Raw genomic sequence first — 23,471 nt, 5'->3', positions numbered from 1 at the left:
AATAAATCGCGACCTTATCGCTGTGCAGCGGATAGTTTCGTTTTATTTATTGATGCTTTTCTTCATCTTAGACCTAACGATCCACCTGAAACACTAACGGTAATTTTCAATGATTCCCGGCAATGCCAGAGAATCTCTCACGCGAACGGAGGTAGCAAGTGACCATTGCTATTGTAATTGGTACACATGGCTGGGCGGCAGAACAGTTGCTTAAAACAGCAGAAATGCTGTTGGGTGAGCAGGAAAATGTCGGATGGATTGATTTCGTTCCCGGCGAAAATGCAGAAACGCTAATCGAAAAGTATCAGGCGCGGCTGGCAGATCTCGACACGTCAAAGGGCGTGTTGTTCCTGGTCGATACCTGGGGTGGTAGTCCGTTTAATGCGGCAAGCCGTATTGTGGTGGATAAGCCTGGCTACGACGTTATCGCTGGCGTCAACATCCCGATGCTGGTGGAAACGCTGATGGGACGCGATGACAACCCTTCACTGGAAGAACTGATTCACATCGCGGTAGAAGCCGGTCGTGAAGGCGTTAAAGCCCTTAAAACCGAAACGCCTGCTCCAGCAGCTGCGGCTGCGGCACCGGTGGTGGCGAAAGCCCCTGCTCAGCCGCAACAGCCAATGGCTCCGGGTGATCATATGAAAATCGGCCTTGCGCGTATCGATGACCGCTTGATCCACGGACAAGTGGCAACGCGCTGGACGAAAGAGACCAACGTAACCCGCATCATCGTCGTCAGTGATGAAGTGGCTAACGATCATGTGCGTAAAACGTTGCTCACCCAAGTCGCACCGCCGGGCGTTACCGCGCACGTGGTGGATGTCGACAAAATGGTGCGTGTCTGGAATAACCCGAAATATGGTCATGACAAAGTGATGCTGTTGTTCACCAATCCGACCGATGTAGTGAGGATTGTTGAGCAAGGCGTGGACATCAAGTCAGTCAATATTGGCGGCATGGCGTTCCGCCAGGGCAAAACCCAGGTGAACAACGCGGTATCGGTTGATGAAAAAGATATCGCCGCGTTCCGCAAACTTAACGAGCGCGGTATCGAACTGGAAGTGCGTAAAGTGTCCAGCGATCAGCGACTGAAAATGATGGACCTGATCGCCAAGGTCAATCCGTAGTTCGCCCTTTGCCTGCATACGTGGGCGAATTTTACAGACCTTGCAGAGGAGAAATGCAATGGAGATAACCACGCTACAAATCATTTTGATATTTATTGTGGCCTGTATCGCCGGGATGGGATCGATTCTTGATGAGTTCCAGTTCCACCGTCCGCTGGTGGCTTGTACCTTAATTGGTGCAGTTCTTGGCGACATGAAAACCGGTATTATCATCGGCGGTACGCTGGAGATGATCGCACTGGGCTGGATGAACATCGGTGCAGCAGTTGCACCCGATGCGGCGCTGGCTTCTATTATCTCGACCATTCTGGTCATTGCCGGCGGTCAAAGCGTCGGTGCCGGTATCGCACTGGCCATTCCGCTGGCAGCCGCGGGACAGGTGCTGACCATCATCGTGCGTACCATCACCGTCGCCTTCCAGCACGCCGCTGACAAAGCTGCGGAGAAAGGCAATCTGAGCGCAATTAGCTGGATCCACGTTTCGGCACTGGTGTTGCAGGCGATGCGTATTGCCATTCCAGCGTTGATTGTGGCGATTTCCGTCGGCACCAGCATCGTGCAGGAGTTGCTGAACTCCATCCCAGAAGTGGTCACCAATGGCTTGAATATCGCCGGCGGCATGATCGTGGTAGTCGGTTACGCGATGGTCATCAATATGATGCGCGCAGGCTACCTGATGCCGTTCTTCTACCTTGGCTTCGTTACTGCAGCCTTCACCAACTTCAACCTGGTCGCGCTCGGCGTGATTGGCGTGGTGATGGCGGTGCTGTATATCCAGCTGGCACCGAAATATAACCGCGTTGCAGGCGCTGCAAACGCCGGTCCTGCTAACAATGACCTCGATAACGAACTCGACTAGGAACAGGTGAAATCATGGTTGATACAACGAATACTCCTAAGAAGCTCACCCCTGGCGATGTCCGCGGTGTGTTCCTGCGCTCTAACCTGTTTCAGGGTTCGTGGAACTTTGAACGCATGCAGGCGCTGGGTTTCTGCTACTCAATGGTGCCGGTGATTCGCCGTCTTTATCCGGAAAACAACGACGCGCGTAAACAGGCGATTAAACGTCACCTCGAGTTCTTCAACACGCATCCGTATGTGGCGGCGCCGGTACTTGGCGTGACCATGGCGATGGAAGAACAGCGTGCTAACGGTGCGCCAATTGACGATGCCGCAATTAACGGTATTAAAGTGGGTCTGATGGGCCCACTGGCGGGTGTGGGTGATCCGATCTTCTGGGGTACGGTTCGTCCGGTATTTGCCGCACTCGGTGCAGGTATCGCGATGAGTGGCAGCCTGCTGGGTCCGCTGCTGTTCTTCATCCTGTTTAACGCGGTACGTCTGTTGACGCGTTATTACGGTGTGGCGTACGGCTACCGTAAAGGCGTCGATATCGTTAGCGATATGGGCGGTGGTTTCCTACAGAAACTGACGGAGGGCGCGTCGATTCTCGGCCTCTTTGTCATGGGGGCGCTGGTCAACAAGTGGACGCATGTGAATGTGCCGCTGGTGGTCTCGCGGATTACCGATCAGACCGGTAAAACGACCGTCACCACGGTACAATCCATTCTCGATCAGCTGATGCCGGGACTGATTCCGCTGCTGCTAACCTTTGGTTGTATGTGGCTGCTGCGTCGTAAGGTTAACGCGTTGTGGATTATCGTTGGCTTCTTCGCCATCGGGATCTTTGGTTACTGGATCGGCCTGCTCGGTCTGTAATCATCAAGCCGGGAGCGTGTCTCCCGGCTATTTTCGAACGGCATTACCTGAGCGCCCACGTTGAGGTAATTTCGGTTGAGGAAGAACACCTAATGTCACTGACTGACGCCCTTATTGCCGTGCTGATTGCCGGCCTGGTACTTTTCGCTATTTATGATGAAGCGATTCTGCCACGCCGCAATGGCCCAACCAAACTTCGCGTGGCGTTGCGTCGCCGACATAAGATCGATAGCGCCATTTTCGTGGTCCTGCTGCTTATACTGCTGTGGAACAACATCGATAACCATGGCACGCAGCTCACCACCAATTTGCTGATGGTGCTGTGCTTTATGTCGATCTGGTTATTCTGGATTCGCAGTCCAAAACTGCTGATGAAGGATGAGGGTCTATTTTTTGGCGGCGTGTGGATCGATTATCGCCGTATTCAGAGTATGAATCTTTCGGAGGACGGCATTCTGGTGATGCAGCTCGAAAAACGCCGCCTGCTGATTGCCGTCAAACAACTGGATGATCTGGAAAAAATTTACCACACGCTGGTGGAAGCGCGTTAATCACGCTGCCACAAGGTCAGTGTAAAATCGGCATCGCAGTTAAACGCGCTGGATGCCGCGAGGTTTTGCCACACCTCTTCACGCGCACGCCAGGCAAACGGCGTCATCTGCAATAAGCTCACTGCCGCTGTCCCACTCAATGTCATAGCGTAATGCAGGTTTAGTTGATCGACCTGCTTAAAGCCAGGGTACATTTTCTCTTCCGCCGCATGCAGCTGTACCTCGCGATAAATCAGCGCCTTAAACTGCTGCAAATGCTGCGGGCCAGGCGTAACGGTTATCAGCAATCCGCCAGGCTTAATCACACGGCGCAATTCATCTTCATTACACGGCGCATAAATGCGTACAATGCCATTTAAAGTCGCATCCGCAAAGGGTAAGCGCTGGCTGGACGCCACGCAAAATTTCACCTCGCGATAGCGCCTGGATGCCATGCGAATCGCCGCCTTCGCCACATCAAGACCCCATAATTGTGCCTGAGGCAGTGCTTCCGCCATCGCTGCAGTGTAATAGCCTTCACCGCAACCGATATCTAATACCTGCGCGGCTTGCTCGCTGAGATGCTGAGTAAGTATTCCCGCGACGGCAGCGCGTAGAGGCTGGTAGTGTCCAGCATCAAGGAATGCGCGACGAGCCTGCAGCATCTCTGCACTATCACCCGGTTCACGCGAACCTTTATGCTGCACCGGCAGCAGATTGACGTACCCTTCTTTGGCCTGATCAAATTGGTGGCCGGCATCGCAGCGGAAACTGTTGGCCTGCTGTAATAGTGGCTGCTGACAAAGTGGGCAAATCAACGACATAGACAACTCCGGGTTAGCTTTACGCGGCGCAGTTTACCTTGATCGTTTGACGACAGAAAGCCTAAAGAAAAAGCCCTGTTCATTAAACAGGGCTTTAAGATTCGTTTCAGTGGTGCATGGCACCGAGCCTGAGGGCGAAATCAGATTGGGGTAACGTTGACCGCAGCAGGACCTTTCTGGCCGTCCTGGATTTCGAACTCAACATTTTGGCCTTCGGCCAGCGTTTTAAAACCATTGCCCTGGATTGCAGAGAAGTGAACGAACACATCTTTGCTGCCGTCAGCAGGAGTAATAAAACCAAAACCTTTAGACTCGTTGAACCACTTAACCTGACCTTTAATCTTTGCCATTTCGCAAATTTCCTTTCAATGATTATATTGCCCGCAGGCAGACTTACAGATAAACCAGAGACATTACTGAATGAGGCACTAATTTAAGGTTCGGCAAGGAAGCGGTATTCAACGTCAACGTCTTTACTCGTAACTTCTTTACTGAAGATGCCATACATAAACAGAACTGTACCTCGTTTGACCCACGATTTGTTATCACATATCCGCAAATTAATGGCAAGCCATTTTTAAACAGTGATCGACGTGACGCACATAATTAGTTAATACATCGAGCAACTTACTCACGTAGATAATGCCGCAACCTGCACTAACCGCCAAAAAAAGGGTTACTAGTCAGTATACTTAGCGTCAGAATGTTGCTTCGTCAAGCGCAGCGGTAACAGTTAATTCGGTACAATTTAAGCGGTTAACATTACGCTAAAAATATTGCACTAATATGGCATCAATAAAATATTCCACTAAAAATTCAGCTTGCTGCACAACAACCCCGCCCTGTACAAATCTTGTACAAATAGATTTAACCAGTATAAGTTATTAATTGTTTTGCACCAAAATCAGGAGGCCGGAATAATATACGCCCCATTTAAACGCATTAACATTACGTGGCATTTATCTCAATTTTAACTATGCAGCCAACAATTAAATGTTAAAAAAAACATCATTGAGCTTGATTTAACAAAATCACCTTAGGATTAATCCTGGTTGATATTCACCAACCAGGCTAAACCGCAACGCTTCGCTGTTAGAACACCTTGCTCAATTACTTTAACTCAGGTTGCTGCGCACCATTTCAGTGCGCAAGCGGTCGCCGTTATCATGGCTGAAGCGTATTACTTAATGCTTAACGTTCCGGTATCATCCGAATAAAATCGTGTTTTTCATCCGCGTCTTCATCCGCGTTGGGTTTTGCTGTAGATGGCTGAGCCTCTACCAAACGTCGCAGCAGCGCGTTCTGCTTCTTTTGCTCTTCTATTAACGCTTCCAGCAGGCTGATCTGCTCACTGGCGCGCACGCTAGCCCGATTGACGAAAAACCAGGCAATAAAGGCCACAATAATGATGATGGCCAGGACGCCATAGGTGAACAGCGGACTGGTGTTTGCGGCTAATTCGTTCATAACTGCCTCTATAGTCAAAAATCAAACATCTACTCCGCCGCTGATTCTACTCGTTGCTAGCGCAAAAGATAATGGGTAGCCGCTGAAAGCAGAATATCCCGCCCTGCTCACTCTTTCAGTTATCTCTGATCGATTCGATGGCTAAAGCGAGGCATGCTGCTACAGTAGGTCTGGCAGCAACTACGGGAGAGCTGCGTTATGTATCACAAGGAGAAAAGATGAAACTACTCATTCGGACAATTATGCTGGTTGCGTTGATTTGGTTAGCCATGCTGCTGACAGGCTATGGCGTGCTTACCGGCAGCAATAAGAATGCGGCGGGATTGGGGCTGCAGTGCAGCTATCTGACCGCGCGCGGTATGATCACGGCGCAGTATCTGCACACAGACAGCGGCATTGTTGGCGTAACGGATTGTCCGTTACTGAAGAAAAGTGGTGAAGTGGTCGACAATTAAGTGTTTAAGCGGGCTGGCAACAGCCCGTTATTCCTGTCAAAAAGGGTAGTCGTGATAGCCCATTTGCTCTGACAGATTGCGTGCAGCACGATGCAACATCGCAACGTATTCATTTTTCCCTTCTTCTGAAAAGCGGATGGTTGGGAATGAGATGCTCAACCCCGCAATGACCACACCAAAGCGATCAAAAACCGGTACTGCAATGCAGCGTAAGCCCTCTTCCTGCTCTTCATTATCTTCGCCAAATCCCTGCACTTTGACCTGATCTAACACTGCCAGCAACGCATCGGCGGTTACAATGGTCTTCGCCGTGCTACGACGAAATTCAACTTCGCTCAGGATCTCCTGCACTTCACTTCGATCGCGCCACGCCAGTAACACTTTACCAATGGCGGTGGTGTGCAGCGGATTACGGCGTCCAATGCGTGAATACATACGCAGGTTATAGAGCGAATCAATTTTATGGATGTAAACGATACTGTCTTCTTCCAGCGCGCCGAGGTGAATGGTCTCTTTGGTCAGGCGCGAAAGTTCTCGCATTTCGATATCGGCACTGCGAATCAAATCAACGTTCTGCAGGGCCTTAGCACCGAGCTCGAACAGCTTCAGCGTCAGCGAATATTTCTCACTTTCCCCTTCCTGCGCCACGTAGCCAAGCGATTTCATGGTCTGGAGGAAGCGATAAACCGTGCTTTTCGACATCATTACCCGTTGGGATAATTCGGTTATACCGTGATCGCGCTCTTCACCCAGCGCCTGCAAAATGCCAAACACTTTCATCACCGATGAAACGGAGTCTGGTTGTTTATCATTATCATTGTTCGCCATGATGCATATCCTTTTCAACGGTGTTTCAAAAAAAACGGAACAGAAATGGCAGTATATGCGTTTCAGCAGGTTTGCAGCAACGACTCAGGTTAAGTGACACATCCACACGTAATTTTATGTCAATGAATGCGGTGCTTTTCCGCAGCGAATTGATTAGCATGATGATATTCACTTCCTTCACTTATCCTATTTATGTCTGCTACCGTTTCTCAGGATGGATTACCTATTCCGCAACGTTATGGCGCGATTATCACCATCGCTTTGGGCATCATGATGGCGGTGCTGGACGGCGCTATCGCTAACGTTGCCTTGCCGACCATTGCACGCGAACTTAACGCCAGTCCGGCCGAATCGATCTGGATCGTTAACGCTTATCAAATTGCTATCGTGATTTCGCTGCTGTCGCTGTCATTTCTCGGTGATATGCTCGGCTATCGCCGCATCTATCAGGTCGGATTGGCGCTGTTCATCGCCACATCCCTGTTTTGCGCCCTCTCCTCGTCACTGAATATGCTGACGGTGGCGCGTGTACTGCAAGGTTTTGGTGGTGCAGCACTCATGAGCGTCAACACCGCGCTGATACGCATCATCTATCCGCAGCGCTTTCTCGGGCGCGGTATGGCGATCAACTCACTGATTGTTGCCGTTTCCAGCGCTGCAGGGCCAACCGTGGCGGCGGCGATTCTCTCTGTCGCCAGCTGGAAATGGCTATTCCTCATCAACATCCCACTGGGTATCTTGGCATTGTGGCTGGCGCTGCGCTTCCTGCCAGATAACACGCAGAAAGCTAAGCAGCAAAAATTTGATATGCCGAGTGCCATCATGAATGCGCTGTTCTTTGGTCTGTTGATTTCTGCACTCAGTGGTTTCTCTCAGGGCCAAAATGGCTGGTTGATCGTGGCGGAACTGGTGGCGTTAGTGTTAGTTGGTGTGGTGTTTGTTCGTCGTCAGTTATCGATGCCGGTGCCGCTGCTGCCGGTCGATTTACTGCGCATTCCAATTTTCTCTCTCTCAATTGGCACCTCAATCTGCTCGTTTTGCGCACAAATGCTGGCGATGGTCGCACTGCCATTCTTCCTGCAGAATGTATTGGGTCGTGATGAAGTGGCAACCGGCTTGCTTCTCACACCGTGGCCGTTAGCGACAATGGTAATGGCGCCGATTGCCGGTCGACTGATCGAAAAATTCCATGCCGGGCTTTTGGGCGGATTGGGATTAGCCATGTTCGCTGCCGGTCTGTTCCTGCTGGCGTTGCTGCCCACTCAGCCAACCGATGCCGATATTATCTGGCGCATGATGCTATGTGGTGCCGGTTTTGGCTTGTTCCAGTCACCGAATAATCACACCATTATCTCCGCTGCACCGCGTAATCGCAGCGGTGGCGCCAGCGGTATGTTAGGCACTGCACGGTTGGTCGGACAAAGTAGCGGCGCAGCTCTGGTAGCGCTGATGTTTAATTTGTTCAACGACAGCGGTACGCATGCATCGCTGGTGTTAGCCGGTAGCTTTGCCACCGTCGCTGCCGTGGTAAGTCTGGCGCGCATGACGCAATCCCGTCAGCCAGCTGAATCGTAGAAATAACAAGGGCGCCATCAGGCGCCCTTGGTTATGCTGTGTCTCACAACTATTTCAGGTATTCACCGCTGCGCAGCGCTTCGATACGTTTATCGAGCGGCGGGTGCGACATGAACAGCTCACTCAACGATTTGTTTTTACCGTTGATGCAGAACGCCATCATGCTGCTTGGTTCCTGCGGCTCGTAGCTGGTTTTCAGACGCTGCAGTGCAGCGATCATCTTCTCGCGTCCTACCAGCTTGGCTGAACCTGCATCGGCGTGGAATTCACGATGGCGCGAGAACCACATGGTGATGATGCTGGCGAGGAAACCAAACAGCAACTCCAGCACCATCGACACCGCAAAGTAAACCATTGGATTACCGTTGCTGCTCTCTTCACCGTCGCGATTGCCGGAGAGGAAGCCCGAGGCGATCTGCGCCAGAATACGTGAGATGAAGATCACAAAGGTGTTCACCACACCCTGAATCAGCGTCATGGTGATCATGTCGCCATTAGCAATATGGGCGATTTCGTGCGCCAGCACCGCTTCCGCCTCATCACGGCTCATGTTTTGCAACAGTCCGGTTGAAACGGCAACCAGCGACGCATCGCGGCGCGCGCCAGTCGCAAAAGCGTTAATATCGGGCGCGTGATAAATCGCCACCTGCGGCATCGCAATGCCAGCCTGTTGTGCCTGGCGGCCGACGGTTTCCATCAGCCAGCGTTCCGTCTCATTACGGGGTTGTTGAATCACTTCACCACCGACAGAGCGCAACGCCATCCATTTGGACATCAGCAGTGAAACAAACGCACCGCCAAAGCCAAACAGACCTGCCATAATCATCAGACCCTGAACACTGCTTGACTGGATTCCTGTCAGACTCAAGATCAGTCCGAAAACCAACATCACCGCTAAGTTGGTGAGCAGGAAAAGAGCAATACGCATCATAAACGTTAATCTTCCTCAGTTGTGCACGCGCTTATGCGCGGATATCTATCCTATGGTCATTGCCGCGCTTTTCAAGCAACCTTAATCTTTAAGTGCCTAAAAAGACATAACTTTACATTGAGTCGTAAAGAGCGCGATACCGTGCATTAGCACGTCTTAACAACAAGTTGAGTGTAAAAAAAAGCACCGCCGAAGCGGTGCTGTTTCAGATGCCGAGGAGCTATTTCGCGGCCTGAGCAGCTGGCTGAGATTTCTCCAGCTGCGCCATGTCATTAGCGATTTTCACCGTTTCATCCAGATAAGGATCCGGCTCTTTGTAGTCTTTTGGCAGATCTTCGATGCTCTTCAGCGGTGCTTTGCCTTCCGCCTGATAGCGCGCATTAATGCGCTCCAGACGCAGTGCATCATCTTCATGATTCTCTTTCTCACGCTGCGCGAGATTGAGTGACACGATATTGCGCTTGTCCTTCATTGCGTCGAAACGCGCAATATCTTTCATGATGTACTGGAACTCGCGATCTTTAGCGATGCGATCGGCATGCTCTTTGGTCAGTTGCGGTACCAGCGGAGCAATATCGCCCGTTTTGGTATAGCTTGCCGCATTCACGCTGTCCCAAGGTAACGCGTTATCCTCGAACTTCTCGCCGGTTTCTGCCGCTTCAACACCGGTAGGCATCAGCAGATCCGGCGTTACGCCTTTACGCTGGGTACTGCCACCGTTGATGCGATAGAACTTCTGAATGGTGTACTGCACCGAGCCTAACGCTGGCCATTCCGGACGCAGCATCTGATCGTAGATGCGGTTTAGAGAACGATACTGCTGCACGGTACCTTTACCGAAGGTGGGTTCACCGACGATCAGCGCACGGCCGTAATCCTGCATCGCGGCGGCGAAGATTTCCGATGCCGAAGCACTGAAGCGATCAACCAGCACTACCAGCGGACCTTTGTAGTAAACAATGCCATCGTTATCGCTGTCTTCACGCACACGACCGTTGTTATCACGAACCTGCACCACTGGACCGCTCGGAATGAACAGACCGGACAGTGAAACCGCTTCGGTCAATGCACCGCCACCATTGGTACGCAGATCGATGACTACGCTGTCGACGTTCTGCTTCTGCAGTTTTTGCAGTTGTACTTTTACGTCGTCAGTCAGACCAACGTAGAAGCCAGGAATGTCGAGCACGCCGACTTTCTCTTTGCCCACGTTATGTACGGTGCCTTTAACGGCACGGTCTTCCAGGCGGATCTTCTCACGCGTCAGCGTTACAGTACGGGTTTTGGTACCCTTACCGGCTGGCAGGATCTCCAGGCGTACTTTGCTGCCTTTCGGTCCTTTGATTTTTGAAACCACATCGTCCAGACGCCAGCCGATAACGTCTTCCATCGGCTTGCCTGGCTGGCCAACGCCAACAATGCGATCGCCCACGCTGATCGATTTGCTCTTCGCAGCCGGACCACCCGCCACCATTGAGTTGATCACCGTGTAATCATCGTCCATCTGCAGCACGGCGCCGATACCTTCCAGCGACAGGCTCATTTCGGTATTGAACTGTTCTGTGTTGCGCGGTGAAAGATAGTTAGTGTGCGGATCGATTTCATGCGCGAACGCGGTCATCGCCAGCTGGAACACATCTTCACTGTTGCTTTGCGCCAGACGACGAATGGCAAAGTTGTAACGCTTGGTCAGCGTTTCACGAATCTCTTTCTCATCTTTGTCGGCCAACTTCAGGCTCAGTTCGTCATATTTAACTTTGGCATCCCAAAGCGCGTTAAGCTCATCCACGCTTTTCGGCCAGGGCGCTTTTGCCCGATCAATGTCAATGGTGTCATTGCCGGTGAAATTCATTGGGCGGCTCAGCACGCTCAGCGCATATTGATAGCGCTCAAAACGGCGTTTCTGCGCCAGATTGTAGAGATCGTAAAACACATCCAGCTTACCGCTGCGGAACTCATCACCAACGGTGGTTTTTTTATCGGTGTATTGCGCGATATCCGATGCCAGCAGCACGTTGTGGCTGTAGTCCAGCAGATTCAGGTAGCGATCAAAGATTTTCGCAGAAAAGTCCTGATTCAAATCGAACTGGCGATAGTGAGAGCGGGTGAAACGTGACGTAACGCGTTCGCTAACGGTGGGATGCTGTGGATCTTCATGCAATTGGGGAATCTGGTCGGCGCGGGTAATGTTGTCTGCGCCAAAGGTGGGGCCTGCTAATAGCAGGCCCGCGATCATACCGATCTTTAAAAAATTGTTCATGCCAGGGTCAGCCTCCGTTTCAGAACTGCAAATGTTCTGCGCGCACAATCATTGCCATGCCGGAAGCGAGCTGAACCCGAACGCCATCTTTGGTGATCTCAAGAATGGTAGCGTCCATTGCACCTTTGCCTGCAGTCACTTTAATGTTCTGGCCAGGCTGCAGCGTTGAGGTATCAGTGACAGGTTTGGCTCGCGGTGGCTGCAGCGCACTACGTTCAGCAGAGGCCGCACGCGGAGCCTGTGGACGCGGCTTACGCGGTGCATCACCTTCGGCAGCTTTACGCGGAGCAGGCTTGCGCGGACGACGTTCAGCGGTCTCTTCACCGGCTTCACGCTTCTTCGCTTTCTGCTGATCGCGCTGCGCCTGAACGCGAGCTTTGGCTTCTTCCAGTTGCTTGCGCGCATGTTCTACGTGTTGCTCATCCAGCACGCCACAGGCGTTACCGTCGAGATCAACACGAATGGCACCTGCTTTGATGCCATAAAGATAACGCCAGCTAGAGGTATATAGACGTAAGGCAGAACGCAGTTGCGTCTTGCTCAGGCTCAGTTCGCCTTGAACACGCTCGACCAGATCTTGAAAAATGCCGATTTTGAGCGGACGCGCCTCGCCTTCGGCGCTAAAGCATTGCGGAAAACGCTCCGCCAAAAAGGCGATGACTTCTTTACTGCTATTCAACTTAGGTTGATTTTCCATGAAATTTCCTGATTACAACGGATTTGCCGACCAGAGCAGGCATGAACAGGCGACATTATAATGACAACATCGCCAAATGCTATGTGATCCAGTCGATTAGCTGTGCGTCAGCTGAATAAATTTTACGATGTCGCTGCCCGCCAGCACTTCACAAAGCCCGTCGGTAAGGGCCACCAGCCCCGCTTCATCCTCGCTATCGAAGCGAGAATAAACCGTACTATCAATGTCTAAAACACCCACCAGAGTGCCATTCACTTTCAGAGGAATCACGATTTCGGCGTTGCTTGCTGCATCACAGGCGATATGGCCCGGGAACGCATGCACGTCTTCCACCAGCTGCACTTTGTCCTCAGCCACTGCGGTACCGCACACGCCTTTACCCACCGGAATGCGTACGCATGCAATTTTGCCCTGGAAAGGACCTAACACCAGCGTATTCGGCTCAGTCAGCAAATAGAATCCAGCCCAGTTCACGCCTTCCAGGCGTTCAAATAACAGCGCACTGCAATTGCCGAGCGCTGCGAGGAACGAGGTTTCACCCGCCAACAGGGCGCGGACATCACGATTCAAATCCTCGTAAAAAGCTTTTTTGTTCATTGTTCAACCATAACTCGTCACTGGGGTGACCTTGTTGTCACTCAGTTGTTAAAATAAGCACTAATAATCCAGGCGCATAAGGTGAATCATTGAGTTAGTTACTATACCCTTAGCAGTCGGTGATGAAGGATATTCTTGTACCACCGATTATTGCAGGCAGAATGGCTCTACTCAGCATGCCGGTAAACGTAACGAACGATGGGCACTCGCGTCACCTATGAAAATTCACGCTATCAGCCAGACGTTGCCCCACGCACGTTATCAGCGTTGTCCGCAATGCGATACCCTTTTTTCCTTACCGGATGTGAAATCGCATCAGACGGCCTATTGCCCACGCTGTCATGCACAAATACAGAGCGGACGTGACTGGTCAATGACACGCCTCACCGCCATGGCGGTGGTGATGATCGTATTGATGCCGTTCGCCTTCAGCTTGCCGCTGGTCGATATTCGCCTGCTCGGAATGCGTATTAACGCGAGCCTGCTGGAAGGTGTGATTCAGATGGCACAGCAGGGCAACACGCTGACCGCTTCGATGGTCGCGTTCTGTACCATCGGCGCGCCGGTCACGCTGGTGGCGGGCATTCTCTATCTGTGGGTGGGTAACGCGCTCGGTATGAACCTGCGTCCGGTCCTGCTAATGCTCGATAAGCTGAAAGAGTGGGTGATGCTGGATATCTATCTGGTCGGCGTGGCAGTGGCATCGATAAAGGTGCAGGATTACGCCGCGCTGGAAGTGGGTTATGGCTTAGTGGCCTATATAGCGCTGACGGTACTCAGCCTGCTGACGCTGATTCATCTTAACGTCGAGCAGTTATGGGAACACTATTATCCGCAAGCCATGCCCACTTCGCCGCCGGAAGAGTGGCAAGTATGCCTCAACTGCCATCAAACTGGCGTGCCCGATGCGCGTGGGCGCTGTACGCGTTGTCATACACCACTCGACTATCGCCGTCGCCACAGTTTGCAGAAGTCCTGGGCGGCGCTGATCGCCTCAATTGTGCTGCTGATTCCCGCCAATCTACTGCCTATTTCGGTGGTTTACGTTAACGGTGCACGACGCGAAGACACCATTTTCTCCGGCATTCTGGGCCTGGCATCCGGCAATGTGCCGGTCGCTGCGGTGGTCTTTATTGCCAGTATTCTGGTGCCGTTTACCAAAGTATTAGTGATGCTGACGTTACTGATCAGTATTCATTTTAAATGCGAACAGGGCTTAAAAACCCGCATTCGTCTGCTGCGCGCCGTTACCTGGGTGGGTCGCTGGTCAATGCTGGATCTGTTCGTGATTGCGTTAACCATGTCGCTGGTCAATCGTGATCAGTTACTGGCTTTTACCATGGGACCGGCCGCCTTCTATTTTGGCGCTGCCGTTGTCCTGACCATTATGGCTGTAGAGTGGCTTGATAGCCGCCTGATCTGGGATGCACATGCAACAGGAAACGCCGACTACACCGACTAGCGCCAATCTGCGCAATAAGCGCAAGATTTCGCCGTTCTGGTTATTGCCCATTATCGCTTTGCTGATCGCAGGCTGGCTGTTATGGACCAATTATGAAGAGCGCGGTACGACGATCACCATTAACTTCCAAACCGCCGACGGCATCGTGCCCGGCCGCACGCCGATTCGATATCAGGGCGTGGAAGTGGGCACGGTGCAAGGCATCGTGCTGAGCGATGATTATCGCAGCATCCAGATCAAAGCCAGTATCAAGAGCGATATGCGCGATGCGCTGCGTGAAGACACGCAGTTCTGGCTGGTGACGCCAAAAGCCTCACTGGCCGGCGTGTCCGGACTTGATGCATTAGTCGGCGGTAACTACATCGGCATGATGCCGGGCAAAGGCAAAGAGAGCGAACGCTTTACCGCGTTAGATACCCAACCGAAATATCGTGTTAATACCGGTGAACTGCTGATTCATCTGCGCGCGCCGGACCTTGGCTCACTCAATACCGGTTCACTGGTCTATTACCGCAAAATTCCGGTCGGTCGTGTTTACGATTACAGCCTGAATAACAGCACCGATGGCGTGACCATCGATGTGCTGATTGAGCGTCGCTTCATCAATCTGGTGAAAAAGCAGAGCCGCTTCTGGAACGTTTCCGGCGTTGATGCGGATGTCAGCCTGAGCGGTGCAAAGGTGAAACTGGAAAGCCTTGCCGCCCTCGTCAACGGCGCGATTGCCTTCGATTCCCCCAATGACGGTCAGCAGGCAAATGTCGATGCCACCTATCAACTCTACCCGGATTTAGCGCGCAGTCAGCGCGGGGTTCAGGTCAAACTTGATTTACCGAGCGGCGACAATCTGAAAGCCGACAGCACGCCGCTGATGTATCAGGGCCTGGAAGTCGGCACCTTGACCAAACTTAACCTGCAGGATGGCGGTAAAGTCACTGGCGAACTCACGGTTGACCCTTCGGTAACCAGTTTGATGCGCAGCGGCACGCGCATTGAAATGCGCACACCGAAAATTAGCCTGACGGATACCAACCTTAGCAGCCTGTTGACCGGCAACACCCTCGAATTGGTACCCGGCGAAGGCGAGCCGCAGGATCAATTCACCGTGCTGCCCGCCAGCGAAACGCTATTACAAAAGCCCGATGTGTTGACGGTAAAACTTAGCGCGCCGGAAACCTATGGCATTGATGCGGGCCAGCCGGTGATGCTGTATGGCATGAAAATTGGTCAGGTGATTTCCCGTACGCTGGATGAGAATGGCATCAGCTTCGTCGCCGCCATTAATCCCGAACACCGCAAGCTGGTGCACGCCGACAGTAAATTTGTGGTGAATAGCCGCCTCGACGTGAAGTTTGGCCTTGATGGTATGCAGGTGCTGGGTGCCAGCGCACGCGAATGGGTCGATGGCGGCATTCGCCTGATTCCAGGCGCGAAAGGCAATCCGTCCAGTCGTTATCCTTTATATGCCGATGCGGAACGTGCGGAGGAAGGTATTGTCGGCGAACAGCCCCCGACCACACTGAAGCTGACCGCCAACAGCTTGCCAGATGTGCAGGCCGGTTCGGTGCTGCTGTATCGCAAATTCCAGGTGGGTGAAGTGGTTGATGTCGTGCCGCGCGCGGATGCCTTTGAAATCTCGATTCACATTCAGCCGCAGTATCGCAAGTTACTTACCAGCGAGAGCGTATTCTGGGCTGAAGGTGGTGCCAAAGTGCAGCTCAACGGCAGCGGTTTGACGGTGCAGGCATCTCCGCTCAACCGCGCCCTTAAAGGTGCAATCAGTTTTGATAATCTGACCGGAGCGCAGGCGGTGAAAGGCGTGAAGCGCGTGCTGTACTCTTCAGAAACCGTGGCGCGTGCCGTCGGCAGTCAGATTACGCTGCACACCTTCGATGCCAGCAAACTGGCTGCGGGTATGCCGATCCGCTATCTCGGCATCAACATCGGTCAGGTTGAATCGCTGGCGCTGAGTTCTGATAACAATCAGGTGGTAGCAAAAGCGGTGCTCTATCCGGAATACGTGCAGGACTTCGCGCGTATCGGCAGCCGCTTCTCGGTGGTGTCGCCGGAGATTTCTGCCGCAGGGGTTAATCATATCGAAACGCTGCTGCAGCCTTACCTCAACGTCGATCCGGGCAAAGGTTCTCCGGCGCGCACCTTTGAACTGCAGGAAAGCACTATCACCGATTCTCGTTACCTTAACGGCTTAACGATTTATGTCGATGCCGCTGACGCGGGATCGCTGTCGGTGGGAACGCCGGTGCTGTTCCGTGGCGTTGAAGTCGGTACCGTGACCGGCACGTCGTTGGGTAACATGGCCGATCGCGTACAGATCGCGCTGCGTATCAGCAAGAAATACCAGCATCTGGTACGTAACAACTCGGTGTTCTGGCTCGCTTCCGGTTATAACTTCGATTTCGGCCTGATCGGCGGCGTGTTGAAAACCGGCACCTTCCAGCAATTCATCCGCGGCGGCGTACAGTTTGCAACGCCGCCAACGGTACCGCTAGCACCACAGGCCGGCGCCAACAAACACTTCCTGCTGCAGGATGAAGCGCCAAAAGAGTGGCGCAATTGGGGCACGGCGATTCCGGATCCTAATCAACCTTAAGCAAATCGGGCAGCCTGGCTGCCCGATTCTTTTTCGCATGTTACACTTCGCGCTCATTTTGTTTCCCGGTAGATGCCCGTGTCCGATCGCTTTCCCGAAGATTTCCTCGCGCTAATGCGCGCCAGCCTCGCTGATGACACTGAATTGCAACGCTTTCTCGCCATCAGCCAGCAACCGCTGCGCCGCAGCTTACGCGTTAATACCTTAAAAATTAGCGTGGATGATTTCCTCGTCCGCACCGCTGATTATGGCTGGCGGCTGTCACCCATTCCATGGTGCACCGAAGGGTTCTGGATTGAGCGTGACGATGAGTCGCTGCCGCTGGGTAGCGTTGCGGAGCACCTTAGCGGGCTGTTTTATATTCAGGAAGCCAGCTCGATGCTGCCGGTTACCGCACTGTTCGACGCCGCACCCGATGCGCGTCAGGTGATGGATGTGGCTGCTGCACCAGGCTCCAAAACCACGCAGATGGCCGCGCTGATGCGCAATGAAGGCGCCATCCTTGCCAACGAATATTCCGCCAGTCGCGTCAAAGTGCTGCACGCCAATATCAGCCGCTGCGGCGTGAGCAATGTGGCGCTCACCCATTTTGATGGTCGGGTGTTTGGCGCGGCGCTGCCGGAACGTTTCGATGCCATTCTGCTGGATGCGCCCTGCTCTGGCGAAGGCGTGGTGCGTAAGGACGCCGATGCGCTGCGTAACTGGACGTTGGCCAGCACCGAAGCGATCGCTGAAACCCAGCGCGATCTCATTGACAGCGCTTTCCATGCATTACAACCCGGCGGCATGCTGATCTACTCGACCTGCACGCTCAATCAGATTGAAAACCAGCAGGTGATTCACTGGTTGCAACAGCGTTATCCCGATGCGGTAGAAATTGTGCCGCTGAATGGGCTATTTGCTGGTGCCGATCGGGCTTTAACACCGGAAGGTTTCCTGCACGTGTTCCCGCAAATTTTCGATAGCGAAGGCTTCTTTGTGGCACGCCTGCGTAAAACCGCCAGCATTCCCGGGTTGCCCGCACCGACCTATAAAGTGGGCAAACTGCCCTTCTCGCCGGCCAGCCGTAAGCTCAGTGCCGAGGTACAGCAGGCAGCAGCAAAAGTAGGCTTGCAATGGGATGACAATCACACGCTGTGGCAGCGCGATAAAGAGCTGTGGCTCTTTCCGGCAGCGCTGGAAAGTTGGCTGGGTAAAGTGCGCTTCTCGCGTATCGGCCTTAAGCTGGCAGAAACCTTCCCGAAAGGTTATCGCTGGCAGCATGAAGCCGTTGTCGCGTTGAGTAAGCCAGGCAGCGCGCTGGATTTTGCCCTTACCGATGCGGAGGCAGAAACCTGGTATCGCGGTCAGGATATTCATCCTGAGTCGTTACCGAATCGCGATGAGGTGATTGTGACCTATCAGTCACAACCTTTAGGATTGGCCAAAAAAGTCGGCAATCGGATTAAAAACAGTTATCCGCGTGAACTGGTGCGCGACGGGCGTCTGTTCCGCTAAGCATTACTGCAATTTTACCAGCGTGAGACAGTTGCCGAAAACCGCGCCGGTATCAATATAATGCTGATTCGCCACATGCAGCGGTTGCTCCAACGGCGTGTGGCCGAAGTAAAAATCGCTGGCGCCCGCAATGTTTGCTGAAGCGCCACGTTGATGGCGTCCCAGCCGATCGCGACTCCACACCACCTGTTGCCAATCGACATCCTGCCCCAGTGCATAATAGCTGGCAGGATAATCGGCGTGAGCAATCACCACCACGCGGTCGCCGAATTCCAGATGCAAAACCAACGGTAAATCGGCGCAGCGTTTCAACGCATGGCGCGCAGCGATTAACTTTGCGCCCTTCAACTGCCAAAACCATTCGCCGCCGTTCATCATCCACAAGGTCTGATCGCGCCCATCCAGCGCGGCGAGCGCCATCTGTTCGTGATTGCCGCGCACACAGCGAAACCAGGGTTCTTGCAATAGCGCTAAACAGCCGGGACTGTCTGGCCCGCGATCAATCAAATCGCCCACCGACAGCAATAAATCCTGCTGCTTGTCAAAATCCCGCTTGAGGAGCTGCGCATCAAGCTGGGCGCGGCAGCCGTGTAAATCGCCCACCACCCAAATGTTTCGCCACATTTGCGCACTTACCCGTTGGTAAAGCATGTAATCTTCCCCGGTTGACTGGAAGTTTAGTGAGCCCGGCTTAAAGTATAGTCCGGTGAGGTTTAGCCAGCGGAGGGAACAGCATGAGCGGCCGTAAACAATTTATTGGTGTCTTGATCGTTATCTTCATCGGCAGCTTGCTGCTGCTCGAATCGCTGGCTCGCCTGGTGCATCTGTTATTTGTGGGATAATTACGCAGCTTTACTTTCCTCGCTAAACGCCTAAACTCCTTTGCGCATCATATAAAGGAGCCTGTATGAGCCAGAATATTTACGACGACCCGCATTTTTTTGCCGGCTATGCCACGCTGCCACGTTCAGTGCAGGGATTGGACGGCGCACCGGAATGGCCCGCACTGCGCGCTTTGCTTCCCGATCTACATGATAAACGCATTCTCGATCTCGGCTGCGGCTATGGCTGGTTTTGCCGTTACGCACAACAGCAAGGCGCGCGTGAGGTACTGGGGCTCGATGTCTCAGAGAAGATGCTGGCGCAAGCCGCAACCATGACTCAAGGAACGGGCATTCGCTATCAGCGTGCCGATTTAGAAACGCTGCAACTCAGCGAAACCTTTGATCTCGCCTACAGCTCGCTGGCGCTGCATTATCTCAGCAACATTGATACGCTCTTCGCCACCCTGTTCAATGCCTTAACGCCAGGTGGTGCGCTGGTGTTCTCTTGCGAGCATCCGATTTACACCGCGCCAACGGCGCAGCAGTGGATAATTGATGATCAACAGCAGCGTAGTTGGCCGGTGAATCACTATCAGCAGGAGGGTGAGCGCATCAGCAACTGGTTTGCCGATGGCGTAAAAAAACAGCATCGCAAACTGGCTTCCTGGATTAATGCACTGATTGCCGCAGGATTTGAGATCGTCCATCTTGATGAATGGGGACCCGATGAAGCACAGTTAGCACAGAATCCCGCCCTGGCAGAAGAGCGCGACCGCCCAATGATGTTTCTACTGGCTGCGCGTAAACCTCGTTAGATTCCAAAAGTGGCTGCGCTCTGCAGCCCCAATTAAAGCTTTTCTGCCGCTCACCCAAGTCATTTAATTATCCAGCATAAGTGTCGTCTTTGATCGGTGAACTCCTTTTCTGAGCCGCTTACTTTGACTGACTACATCTTTAACTTTCGTCCCGCTCTCGATATCCATTATCGCTATAAACCGGCAACCGATGATAATGGGCATTTATTGATCGTCATGTCGGGTTTTAACCTGCCAGATCCCACCATCTACGACTTTACGCTGTTGCAACATACACGATCGGCGGTGTTGTGGATCAAAGATGATTTCCAGGGGCTGCCCGCTTACTACCTGTGCAACAATATGAACTTCGATATTGAGCATGGCGTGAGCCAACTGATTCGTTCGGTAATAGAACTGACCACACCGGCAAATGTTTCGATACTCGGCGCCTCTAAAGGCGGCAGTGCGGCACTCTACTTTGGCGTCCGGCATAACATTAAAAACATCATTACTGCCGTGCCACAATTTTATCTAGGTGATTATGCGGAGACTATGTGGCCAAAAGTAGGCGAAGCCATGATGGGCACCATTACCCCCGCAGCAGTGACGTTATTAAATAAGCTCTTGCCAAATACCCTGCGACGCGATCGCCAGACAGATAAAAATATCTATCTTTTCACTGCCCTTGCCGACTACCAACGTGAACAGGAAATTATACCCAACCTGGCGCTGCTGCAGAAATACCGTAACTTCAATTTGATCGAGTCCGCCTCGCCGTGCATCACACAACATAACGAAGTAACCCGCTATAACCTGAATTTGATATTGGCTCTGATTTATCAGTTAGAACAGGACATTACTCCTTGCTGGGGCCACATTCGCAATGGCAGCGGCTGGGATGTTGCGCATGGATAGTCACAATCGATGATAATGCTCTGCTAAGGTTAGATATTGATGATGTCTACAGGAGCGAGCCAATGAAAGACTATTATAAAATTGATCTGGAAGTGTTTATGCAAAATAACGTGGAATTAATTCGCGCAATTAAAAGCAAAGCGCCGGCCTATGCCGATGAGTCAGGTTTAGAGGTGATTCAATATATCAACCGGGAAATAAAACAGGCTCATCTCGATTATATTGAAAGTTTGGGCGTGAAAGATCCGTATGAGCATTACATTTCACAACATGAAGAAGATCGCTCTCTGGCGGAGCAACTGATTGCTCGACACCGCGCTGCTCTGCATCCTGCCCCGTAACGCCAAACCATTGCCACAACTGACGTGTGGCATTTATCTGTTTTAGCTCTAACGCGTGATCAGGAAAATTGCCAGCAAGAAAAAGGCTAATAAACCGGCGAAGGTTATTGTGCCGATGCGCGGGGTTTTTGCCCGACCCACTACCACACCAATAAAGATACTCAGCAGCGTTAATGTGCCAATCATTACCCAGAGAAGATATTGTGTATTTGCCATGAAGGGTCCTTATTAGCCGGCAATAAAACAGATGCGCCAACGTTATACCATTTTTTGCGCATGCTGACTGCAGCTTTTTGGCCTCACATTTCTACGGGCTATCTGTCTGGCTGGTGATAATTAGGCACCATTAGACGGGCAACGCACCGATTTCAACGCCTGTAACTGTGATAATCGCGCCGCGGCGTTATGCTTAGCGCTGGCTTTGGCAATGCCATTACCGATGCCAAAATCACCCACGAAACCGAGCACCGTCAGCGCATCAAATTCGCCTGTTTTATCAATCTGCTGCTGCACGCTAAGAGATTTAGCTATCTCCTGGTTCAATGTTGCGCAGTCATAAGTTTGCGCTTCTGCATCGCTCACCTTGGCGGATTGCGGATACTGTTTTAGTGCACAACCGCTAAGCAGCAGCATGGCGACTATAGCCATAGGCTTAAGCATTTTCTTAATTCTCATTGATTTGAGGTGAAGTAACTTGATGGCAAGGAATGTATCACGTGAAGGCGAGAGCGATCAGAGGAATAAGTGTGCTAAAGCGCGGTATTAAGCGCAAAAAAAAGCACTGCCGAAGCAGTGCTAGTGATACTTATATCAGGCAATCGCCTGACAACTCCCAATATAAATCAGGAGAGATAATCCGTTATTATGCAGTTTTCAACACAATCATTGATGATTTGCAGAAAATACATTTAGCGCCATGGGGGTTCATTTTAGTAATATCGAACGCGGAGGTGCGATATTGTGAACTCTGGCAATGCGGACATCTTAAACGATTATAAATGCGAATAATTACAGACCTAATACATTTGTTGCTGACGGACCTTTTGGACCATCTTCAACTGAAAACTCAACACGCTGACCTTCATCAAGTGAGCGATAATCTGTGCCCTGAATGGCTGAGAAGTGAACGAAAACGTCCTTGCTGCCATTTTCAGGAGAAATAAAGCCGAAGCCTTTCTCTGAGTTGAACCATTTTACCGTTCCAAGAATTTTGTTAGACATAATTTTTACCTTTTAAATGAGCCTATTGGCGTAAGGGCCGAGTTGCAGATACGAATCAGAACTTAGGATAAGACTCAAAGAGAAAGGGCTTGAAGCGGCACTAACTGGGATGAGAAATACAATGGGAACTAACCTTCTAACTGTCTGCTATTCAGACCGACGGAGCATTAACGCATTTATCCATGCCACAAGCAAGCGATAATATTTTTTCATTTTAATGAATGATAAAAAGATGGCAAAGGCATGCAGATAAAAAAAGACCGAATACGATTCCTATTTACGATGCATAGGGATATTTCTCTTATCTATCATGGGGATAGATAACAAAAGCACCCCTTTTCATGGTTGCAATACTTACCATTACACGCTTTGCAGATCAAACACTTACCAGTTTATTCGGATCAGGTTCGGACAAATTTCGGTACTCCTGATTTCTCTTGGTAATATCTATATCCAACATGTTCAAAGCATTTTTTGATCTACATCAATCAAGCATCCGCTGCCCCCTGACTTAACTCAAACCACCTACTATGATTTTTCTCGTAGTCAGTCAGCCTATTAAATTCTCCGGAAAACTTATGTGAGGTATTCCTATGGAAGAGCATGTTTATAAAGGTGGCTCAGGGAATTTTGCTAACAATCCTGATCGCGCCAGAGAAGCCGGCAAAGCCGGAGGAAAAGTCAGTGGGGGTAACTTCCGAAACGATCCAGCAAGGGCCGTTGAGGCTGGAAGAAAAGGGGGCAAAATCAGCCGCAGACCAGCAGCAAAGGATGAGTAAAAACGAGAGTGCTT

At 51.7% G+C, this 23,471-nt stretch carries 27 protein-coding genes; 13 read left to right on the top strand and 14 right to left on the bottom strand.

Translation table 11 applies throughout. The annotated features are described in order from the left end of the window. The first annotated feature begins 158 nt into the window (after nucleotides 1-158). From manX to AC790_RS13715, 4 genes are all read left to right on the top strand, one after another. Complete coding sequence (manX, locus tag AC790_RS13730) at nucleotides 159-1,130, top strand: PTS mannose transporter subunit IIAB (protein ID WP_007889647.1); 972 nt, start codon at nucleotides 159-161, stop codon at nucleotides 1,128-1,130. A 58-nt stretch (nucleotides 1,131-1,188) separates the two neighbouring features. Continuing rightward, a complete protein-coding gene (locus AC790_RS13725) occupies nucleotides 1,189-1,989 on the top strand; it encodes a PTS mannose/fructose/sorbose transporter subunit IIC (RefSeq protein WP_007889646.1) in 801 nt (266 codons plus the stop codon). Between the two features lie 14 nt (nucleotides 1,990-2,003). After that, nucleotides 2,004-2,849: a PTS mannose transporter subunit IID gene (locus AC790_RS13720; RefSeq protein WP_007889639.1), complete on the top strand. Its 846-nt coding sequence runs from the start codon at nucleotides 2,004-2,006 to the stop codon at nucleotides 2,847-2,849. A gap of 92 nt (nucleotides 2,850-2,941) precedes the next feature. Further along, nucleotides 2,942-3,400, top strand: coding sequence for a DUF986 family protein (locus tag AC790_RS13715; RefSeq protein ID WP_049852162.1), 459 nt, complete (start codon nucleotides 2,942-2,944; stop codon nucleotides 3,398-3,400). On the opposite strand, the gene rlmA is transcribed toward AC790_RS13715, so the two are convergent. The 4 genes from rlmA to AC790_RS13700 form a co-directional block, all read right to left on the bottom strand. After that, nucleotides 3,397-4,203, bottom strand: coding sequence for a 23S rRNA (guanine(745)-N(1))-methyltransferase (gene rlmA / locus AC790_RS13710; protein ID WP_049852161.1), 807 nt, complete (start codon nucleotides 4,201-4,203; stop codon nucleotides 3,397-3,399). The two genes, AC790_RS13715 and rlmA, sit on opposite strands and share 4 nt — an antisense overlap. A gap of 140 nt (nucleotides 4,204-4,343) precedes the next feature. Beyond that, nucleotides 4,344-4,553 (bottom strand): transcription antiterminator/RNA stability regulator CspE, encoded by a 210-nt coding sequence (gene cspE, locus AC790_RS13705; protein WP_007889622.1) that lies wholly within the window; start codon nucleotides 4,551-4,553, stop codon nucleotides 4,344-4,346. Nucleotides 4,554-4,636: 83 nt separating this feature from the next. Next, nucleotides 4,637-4,711, bottom strand: coding sequence for a DUF2627 domain-containing protein (locus AC790_RS24745; protein ID WP_110866451.1), 75 nt, complete (start codon nucleotides 4,709-4,711; stop codon nucleotides 4,637-4,639). A gap of 683 nt (nucleotides 4,712-5,394) precedes the next feature. Continuing rightward, nucleotides 5,395-5,670, bottom strand: coding sequence for a YebO family protein (locus tag AC790_RS13700; protein ID WP_007889620.1), 276 nt, complete (start codon nucleotides 5,668-5,670; stop codon nucleotides 5,395-5,397). A 218-nt stretch (nucleotides 5,671-5,888) separates the two neighbouring features. Between AC790_RS13700 and AC790_RS13695 the strand changes: the two genes are divergently transcribed. Beyond that, nucleotides 5,889-6,125 (top strand): YobH family protein, encoded by a 237-nt coding sequence (locus AC790_RS13695; protein WP_008110416.1) that lies wholly within the window; start codon nucleotides 5,889-5,891, stop codon nucleotides 6,123-6,125. A gap of 36 nt (nucleotides 6,126-6,161) precedes the next feature. Here the strand turns inward: AC790_RS13695 and kdgR are convergent, their stop codons facing one another. After that, nucleotides 6,162-6,953, bottom strand: coding sequence for a DNA-binding transcriptional regulator KdgR (gene kdgR / locus AC790_RS13690; protein WP_049852160.1), 792 nt, complete (start codon nucleotides 6,951-6,953; stop codon nucleotides 6,162-6,164). Nucleotides 6,954-7,145: 192 nt separating this feature from the next. Between kdgR and AC790_RS13685 the strand changes: the two genes are divergently transcribed. Further along, a complete protein-coding gene (locus AC790_RS13685; RefSeq protein WP_049852159.1) occupies nucleotides 7,146-8,528 on the top strand; it encodes an MFS transporter in 1,383 nt (460 codons plus the stop codon). A gap of 49 nt (nucleotides 8,529-8,577) precedes the next feature. Here AC790_RS13685 and htpX read toward each other — a convergent pair whose 3' ends face one another. The 4 genes from htpX to AC790_RS13665 all read right to left on the bottom strand — a co-directional run bounded on the left by htpX (nucleotide 8,578) and on the right by AC790_RS13665 (nucleotide 13,013). Then, the gene (gene htpX, locus AC790_RS13680) at nucleotides 8,578-9,459 is read right to left on the bottom strand and encodes a protease HtpX (protein ID WP_007889611.1); all 882 of its coding nucleotides are present in this window, start codon (nucleotides 9,457-9,459) and stop codon (nucleotides 8,578-8,580) included. A 220-nt stretch (nucleotides 9,460-9,679) separates the two neighbouring features. After that, on the bottom strand, nucleotides 9,680-11,719 hold the full coding sequence (gene prc, locus AC790_RS13675; protein WP_049852158.1) for a carboxy terminal-processing peptidase: 2,040 nt from the start codon (nucleotides 11,717-11,719) through the stop codon (nucleotides 9,680-9,682). A gap of 19 nt (nucleotides 11,720-11,738) precedes the next feature. Beyond that, on the bottom strand, nucleotides 11,739-12,416 hold the full coding sequence (gene proQ, locus AC790_RS13670) for an RNA chaperone ProQ (RefSeq protein ID WP_049852157.1): 678 nt from the start codon (nucleotides 12,414-12,416) through the stop codon (nucleotides 11,739-11,741). A gap of 96 nt (nucleotides 12,417-12,512) precedes the next feature. After that, nucleotides 12,513-13,013: a GAF domain-containing protein gene (locus tag AC790_RS13665; protein ID WP_007889607.1), complete on the bottom strand. Its 501-nt coding sequence runs from the start codon at nucleotides 13,011-13,013 to the stop codon at nucleotides 12,513-12,515. 217 nt (nucleotides 13,014-13,230) lie between these two features. On the opposite strand from AC790_RS13665, the gene yebS reads away from it, so the two are divergent. The 3 genes from yebS to rsmF all read left to right on the top strand — a co-directional run bounded on the left by yebS (nucleotide 13,231) and on the right by rsmF (nucleotide 18,580). Then, nucleotides 13,231-14,475, top strand: coding sequence for a membrane integrity lipid transport subunit YebS (yebS, locus tag AC790_RS13660; RefSeq protein WP_049852156.1), 1,245 nt, complete (start codon nucleotides 13,231-13,233; stop codon nucleotides 14,473-14,475). Then, a complete protein-coding gene (locus AC790_RS13655; protein ID WP_049852155.1) occupies nucleotides 14,444-17,083 on the top strand; it encodes a PqiB family protein in 2,640 nt (879 codons plus the stop codon). The genes yebS and AC790_RS13655 overlap by 32 nt, the downstream gene beginning before the upstream one ends. A gap of 72 nt (nucleotides 17,084-17,155) precedes the next feature. Beyond that, entirely contained in the window at nucleotides 17,156-18,580 is a 1,425-nt protein-coding gene (gene rsmF / locus AC790_RS13650) for a 16S rRNA (cytosine(1407)-C(5))-methyltransferase RsmF (protein ID WP_049852154.1), read from the top strand. 3 nt (nucleotides 18,581-18,583) lie between these two features. On the opposite strand, the gene AC790_RS13645 is transcribed toward rsmF, so the two are convergent. Next, a complete protein-coding gene (locus AC790_RS13645) occupies nucleotides 18,584-19,231 on the bottom strand; it encodes a metallophosphoesterase (RefSeq protein WP_007889600.1) in 648 nt (215 codons plus the stop codon). Nucleotides 19,232-19,487: 256 nt separating this feature from the next. Here AC790_RS13645 and AC790_RS13640 point away from each other — a divergent pair, with 256 nt between their 5' ends. The 3 genes from AC790_RS13640 to AC790_RS13630 all read left to right on the top strand — a co-directional run bounded on the left by AC790_RS13640 (nucleotide 19,488) and on the right by AC790_RS13630 (nucleotide 21,457). Beyond that, complete coding sequence (locus tag AC790_RS13640) at nucleotides 19,488-20,219, top strand: trans-aconitate 2-methyltransferase (RefSeq protein WP_049852153.1); 732 nt, start codon at nucleotides 19,488-19,490, stop codon at nucleotides 20,217-20,219. A 123-nt stretch (nucleotides 20,220-20,342) separates the two neighbouring features. Continuing rightward, nucleotides 20,343-21,116 carry a hypothetical protein gene (locus AC790_RS13635; RefSeq protein ID WP_049852152.1) on the top strand — a complete coding sequence of 258 codons (774 nt, stop codon included), beginning with the start codon at nucleotides 20,343-20,345 and terminating at the stop codon, nucleotides 21,114-21,116. Between the two features lie 62 nt (nucleotides 21,117-21,178). After that, the gene (locus AC790_RS13630) at nucleotides 21,179-21,457 is read left to right on the top strand and encodes a hypothetical protein (RefSeq protein ID WP_049852151.1); all 279 of its coding nucleotides are present in this window, start codon (nucleotides 21,179-21,181) and stop codon (nucleotides 21,455-21,457) included. A 48-nt stretch (nucleotides 21,458-21,505) separates the two neighbouring features. On the opposite strand, the gene AC790_RS25010 is transcribed toward AC790_RS13630, so the two are convergent. From AC790_RS25010 to AC790_RS13620, 4 genes are all read right to left on the bottom strand, one after another. Next, nucleotides 21,506-21,673, bottom strand: coding sequence for a hypothetical protein (locus AC790_RS25010; RefSeq protein WP_162838743.1), 168 nt, complete (start codon nucleotides 21,671-21,673; stop codon nucleotides 21,506-21,508). A gap of 120 nt (nucleotides 21,674-21,793) precedes the next feature. Further along, a complete protein-coding gene (locus AC790_RS13625; protein WP_049852150.1) occupies nucleotides 21,794-22,117 on the bottom strand; it encodes a hypothetical protein in 324 nt (107 codons plus the stop codon). Between the two features lie 202 nt (nucleotides 22,118-22,319). Further along, nucleotides 22,320-22,463 carry a cold-shock protein gene (locus AC790_RS25140; protein ID WP_101764610.1) on the bottom strand — a complete coding sequence of 48 codons (144 nt, stop codon included), beginning with the start codon at nucleotides 22,461-22,463 and terminating at the stop codon, nucleotides 22,320-22,322. A 2-nt stretch (nucleotides 22,464-22,465) separates the two neighbouring features. Beyond that, complete coding sequence (locus tag AC790_RS13620) at nucleotides 22,466-22,678, bottom strand: cold-shock protein (protein ID WP_007889586.1); 213 nt, start codon at nucleotides 22,676-22,678, stop codon at nucleotides 22,466-22,468. 593 nt (nucleotides 22,679-23,271) lie between these two features. On the opposite strand from AC790_RS13620, the gene AC790_RS13615 reads away from it, so the two are divergent. Next, complete coding sequence (locus AC790_RS13615) at nucleotides 23,272-23,457, top strand: general stress protein (protein ID WP_072093428.1); 186 nt, start codon at nucleotides 23,272-23,274, stop codon at nucleotides 23,455-23,457. Nucleotides 23,458-23,471: the final 14 nt, after the last annotated feature.

The sequence above is a fragment of the Pantoea sp. RIT-PI-b genome (assembly GCF_001187905.1).
Lineage (GTDB): Bacteria > Pseudomonadota > Gammaproteobacteria > Enterobacterales > Enterobacteriaceae > Pantoea > Pantoea nemavictus.
The sequence above is the reverse complement of the archived record's forward strand: the minus strand, read 5'-3'. Positions and strand labels throughout refer to the sequence as shown.

What these genes read in the sequence shown, in the direction of transcription:
- AC790_RS13725 (WP_007889646.1), top strand. Translation starts at nt 1,189, where the DNA reads ATGGAGATAACCACGCTACAAATCATTTTGATATTTATTGTGGCCTGT.
- AC790_RS13720 (WP_007889639.1), top strand. Translation starts at nt 2,004, where the DNA reads ATGGTTGATACAACGAATACTCCTAAGAAGCTCACCCCTGGCGATGTC.
- AC790_RS13715 (WP_049852162.1), top strand. Translation starts at nt 2,942, where the DNA reads ATGTCACTGACTGACGCCCTTATTGCCGTGCTGATTGCCGGCCTGGTA.
- rlmA (WP_049852161.1), bottom strand. Translation starts at nt 4,203, where the DNA reads ATGTCGTTGATTTGCCCACTTTGTCAGCAGCCACTATTACAGCAGGCC.
- cspE (WP_007889622.1), bottom strand. Translation starts at nt 4,553, where the DNA reads ATGGCAAAGATTAAAGGTCAGGTTAAGTGGTTCAACGAGTCTAAAGGT.
- AC790_RS13700 (WP_007889620.1), bottom strand. Translation starts at nt 5,670, where the DNA reads ATGAACGAATTAGCCGCAAACACCAGTCCGCTGTTCACCTATGGCGTC.
- AC790_RS13695 (WP_008110416.1), top strand. Translation starts at nt 5,889, where the DNA reads ATGAAACTACTCATTCGGACAATTATGCTGGTTGCGTTGATTTGGTTA.
- kdgR (WP_049852160.1), bottom strand. Translation starts at nt 6,953, where the DNA reads ATGGCGAACAATGATAATGATAAACAACCAGACTCCGTTTCATCGGTG.
- AC790_RS13685 (WP_049852159.1), top strand. Translation starts at nt 7,146, where the DNA reads ATGTCTGCTACCGTTTCTCAGGATGGATTACCTATTCCGCAACGTTAT.
- htpX (WP_007889611.1), bottom strand. Translation starts at nt 9,459, where the DNA reads ATGATGCGTATTGCTCTTTTCCTGCTCACCAACTTAGCGGTGATGTTG.
- prc (WP_049852158.1), bottom strand. Translation starts at nt 11,719, where the DNA reads ATGAACAATTTTTTAAAGATCGGTATGATCGCGGGCCTGCTATTAGCA.
- proQ (WP_049852157.1), bottom strand. Translation starts at nt 12,416, where the DNA reads ATGGAAAATCAACCTAAGTTGAATAGCAGTAAAGAAGTCATCGCCTTT.
- AC790_RS13665 (WP_007889607.1), bottom strand. Translation starts at nt 13,013, where the DNA reads ATGAACAAAAAAGCTTTTTACGAGGATTTGAATCGTGATGTCCGCGCC.
- yebS (WP_049852156.1), top strand. Translation starts at nt 13,231, where the DNA reads ATGAAAATTCACGCTATCAGCCAGACGTTGCCCCACGCACGTTATCAG.
- AC790_RS13655 (WP_049852155.1), top strand. Translation starts at nt 14,444, where the DNA reads ATGCAACAGGAAACGCCGACTACACCGACTAGCGCCAATCTGCGCAAT.
- rsmF (WP_049852154.1), top strand. Translation starts at nt 17,156, where the DNA reads ATGCCCGTGTCCGATCGCTTTCCCGAAGATTTCCTCGCGCTAATGCGC.
- AC790_RS13645 (WP_007889600.1), bottom strand. Translation starts at nt 19,231, where the DNA reads ATGCTTTACCAACGGGTAAGTGCGCAAATGTGGCGAAACATTTGGGTG.
- AC790_RS13640 (WP_049852153.1), top strand. Translation starts at nt 19,488, where the DNA reads ATGAGCCAGAATATTTACGACGACCCGCATTTTTTTGCCGGCTATGCC.
- AC790_RS13630 (WP_049852151.1), top strand. Translation starts at nt 21,179, where the DNA reads ATGAAAGACTATTATAAAATTGATCTGGAAGTGTTTATGCAAAATAAC.
- AC790_RS25010 (WP_162838743.1), bottom strand. Translation starts at nt 21,673, where the DNA reads ATGGCAAATACACAATATCTTCTCTGGGTAATGATTGGCACATTAACG.
- AC790_RS13625 (WP_049852150.1), bottom strand. Translation starts at nt 22,117, where the DNA reads ATGCTTAAGCCTATGGCTATAGTCGCCATGCTGCTGCTTAGCGGTTGT.
- AC790_RS13620 (WP_007889586.1), bottom strand. Translation starts at nt 22,678, where the DNA reads ATGTCTAACAAAATTCTTGGAACGGTAAAATGGTTCAACTCAGAGAAA.
- AC790_RS13615 (WP_072093428.1), top strand. Translation starts at nt 23,272, where the DNA reads ATGGAAGAGCATGTTTATAAAGGTGGCTCAGGGAATTTTGCTAACAAT.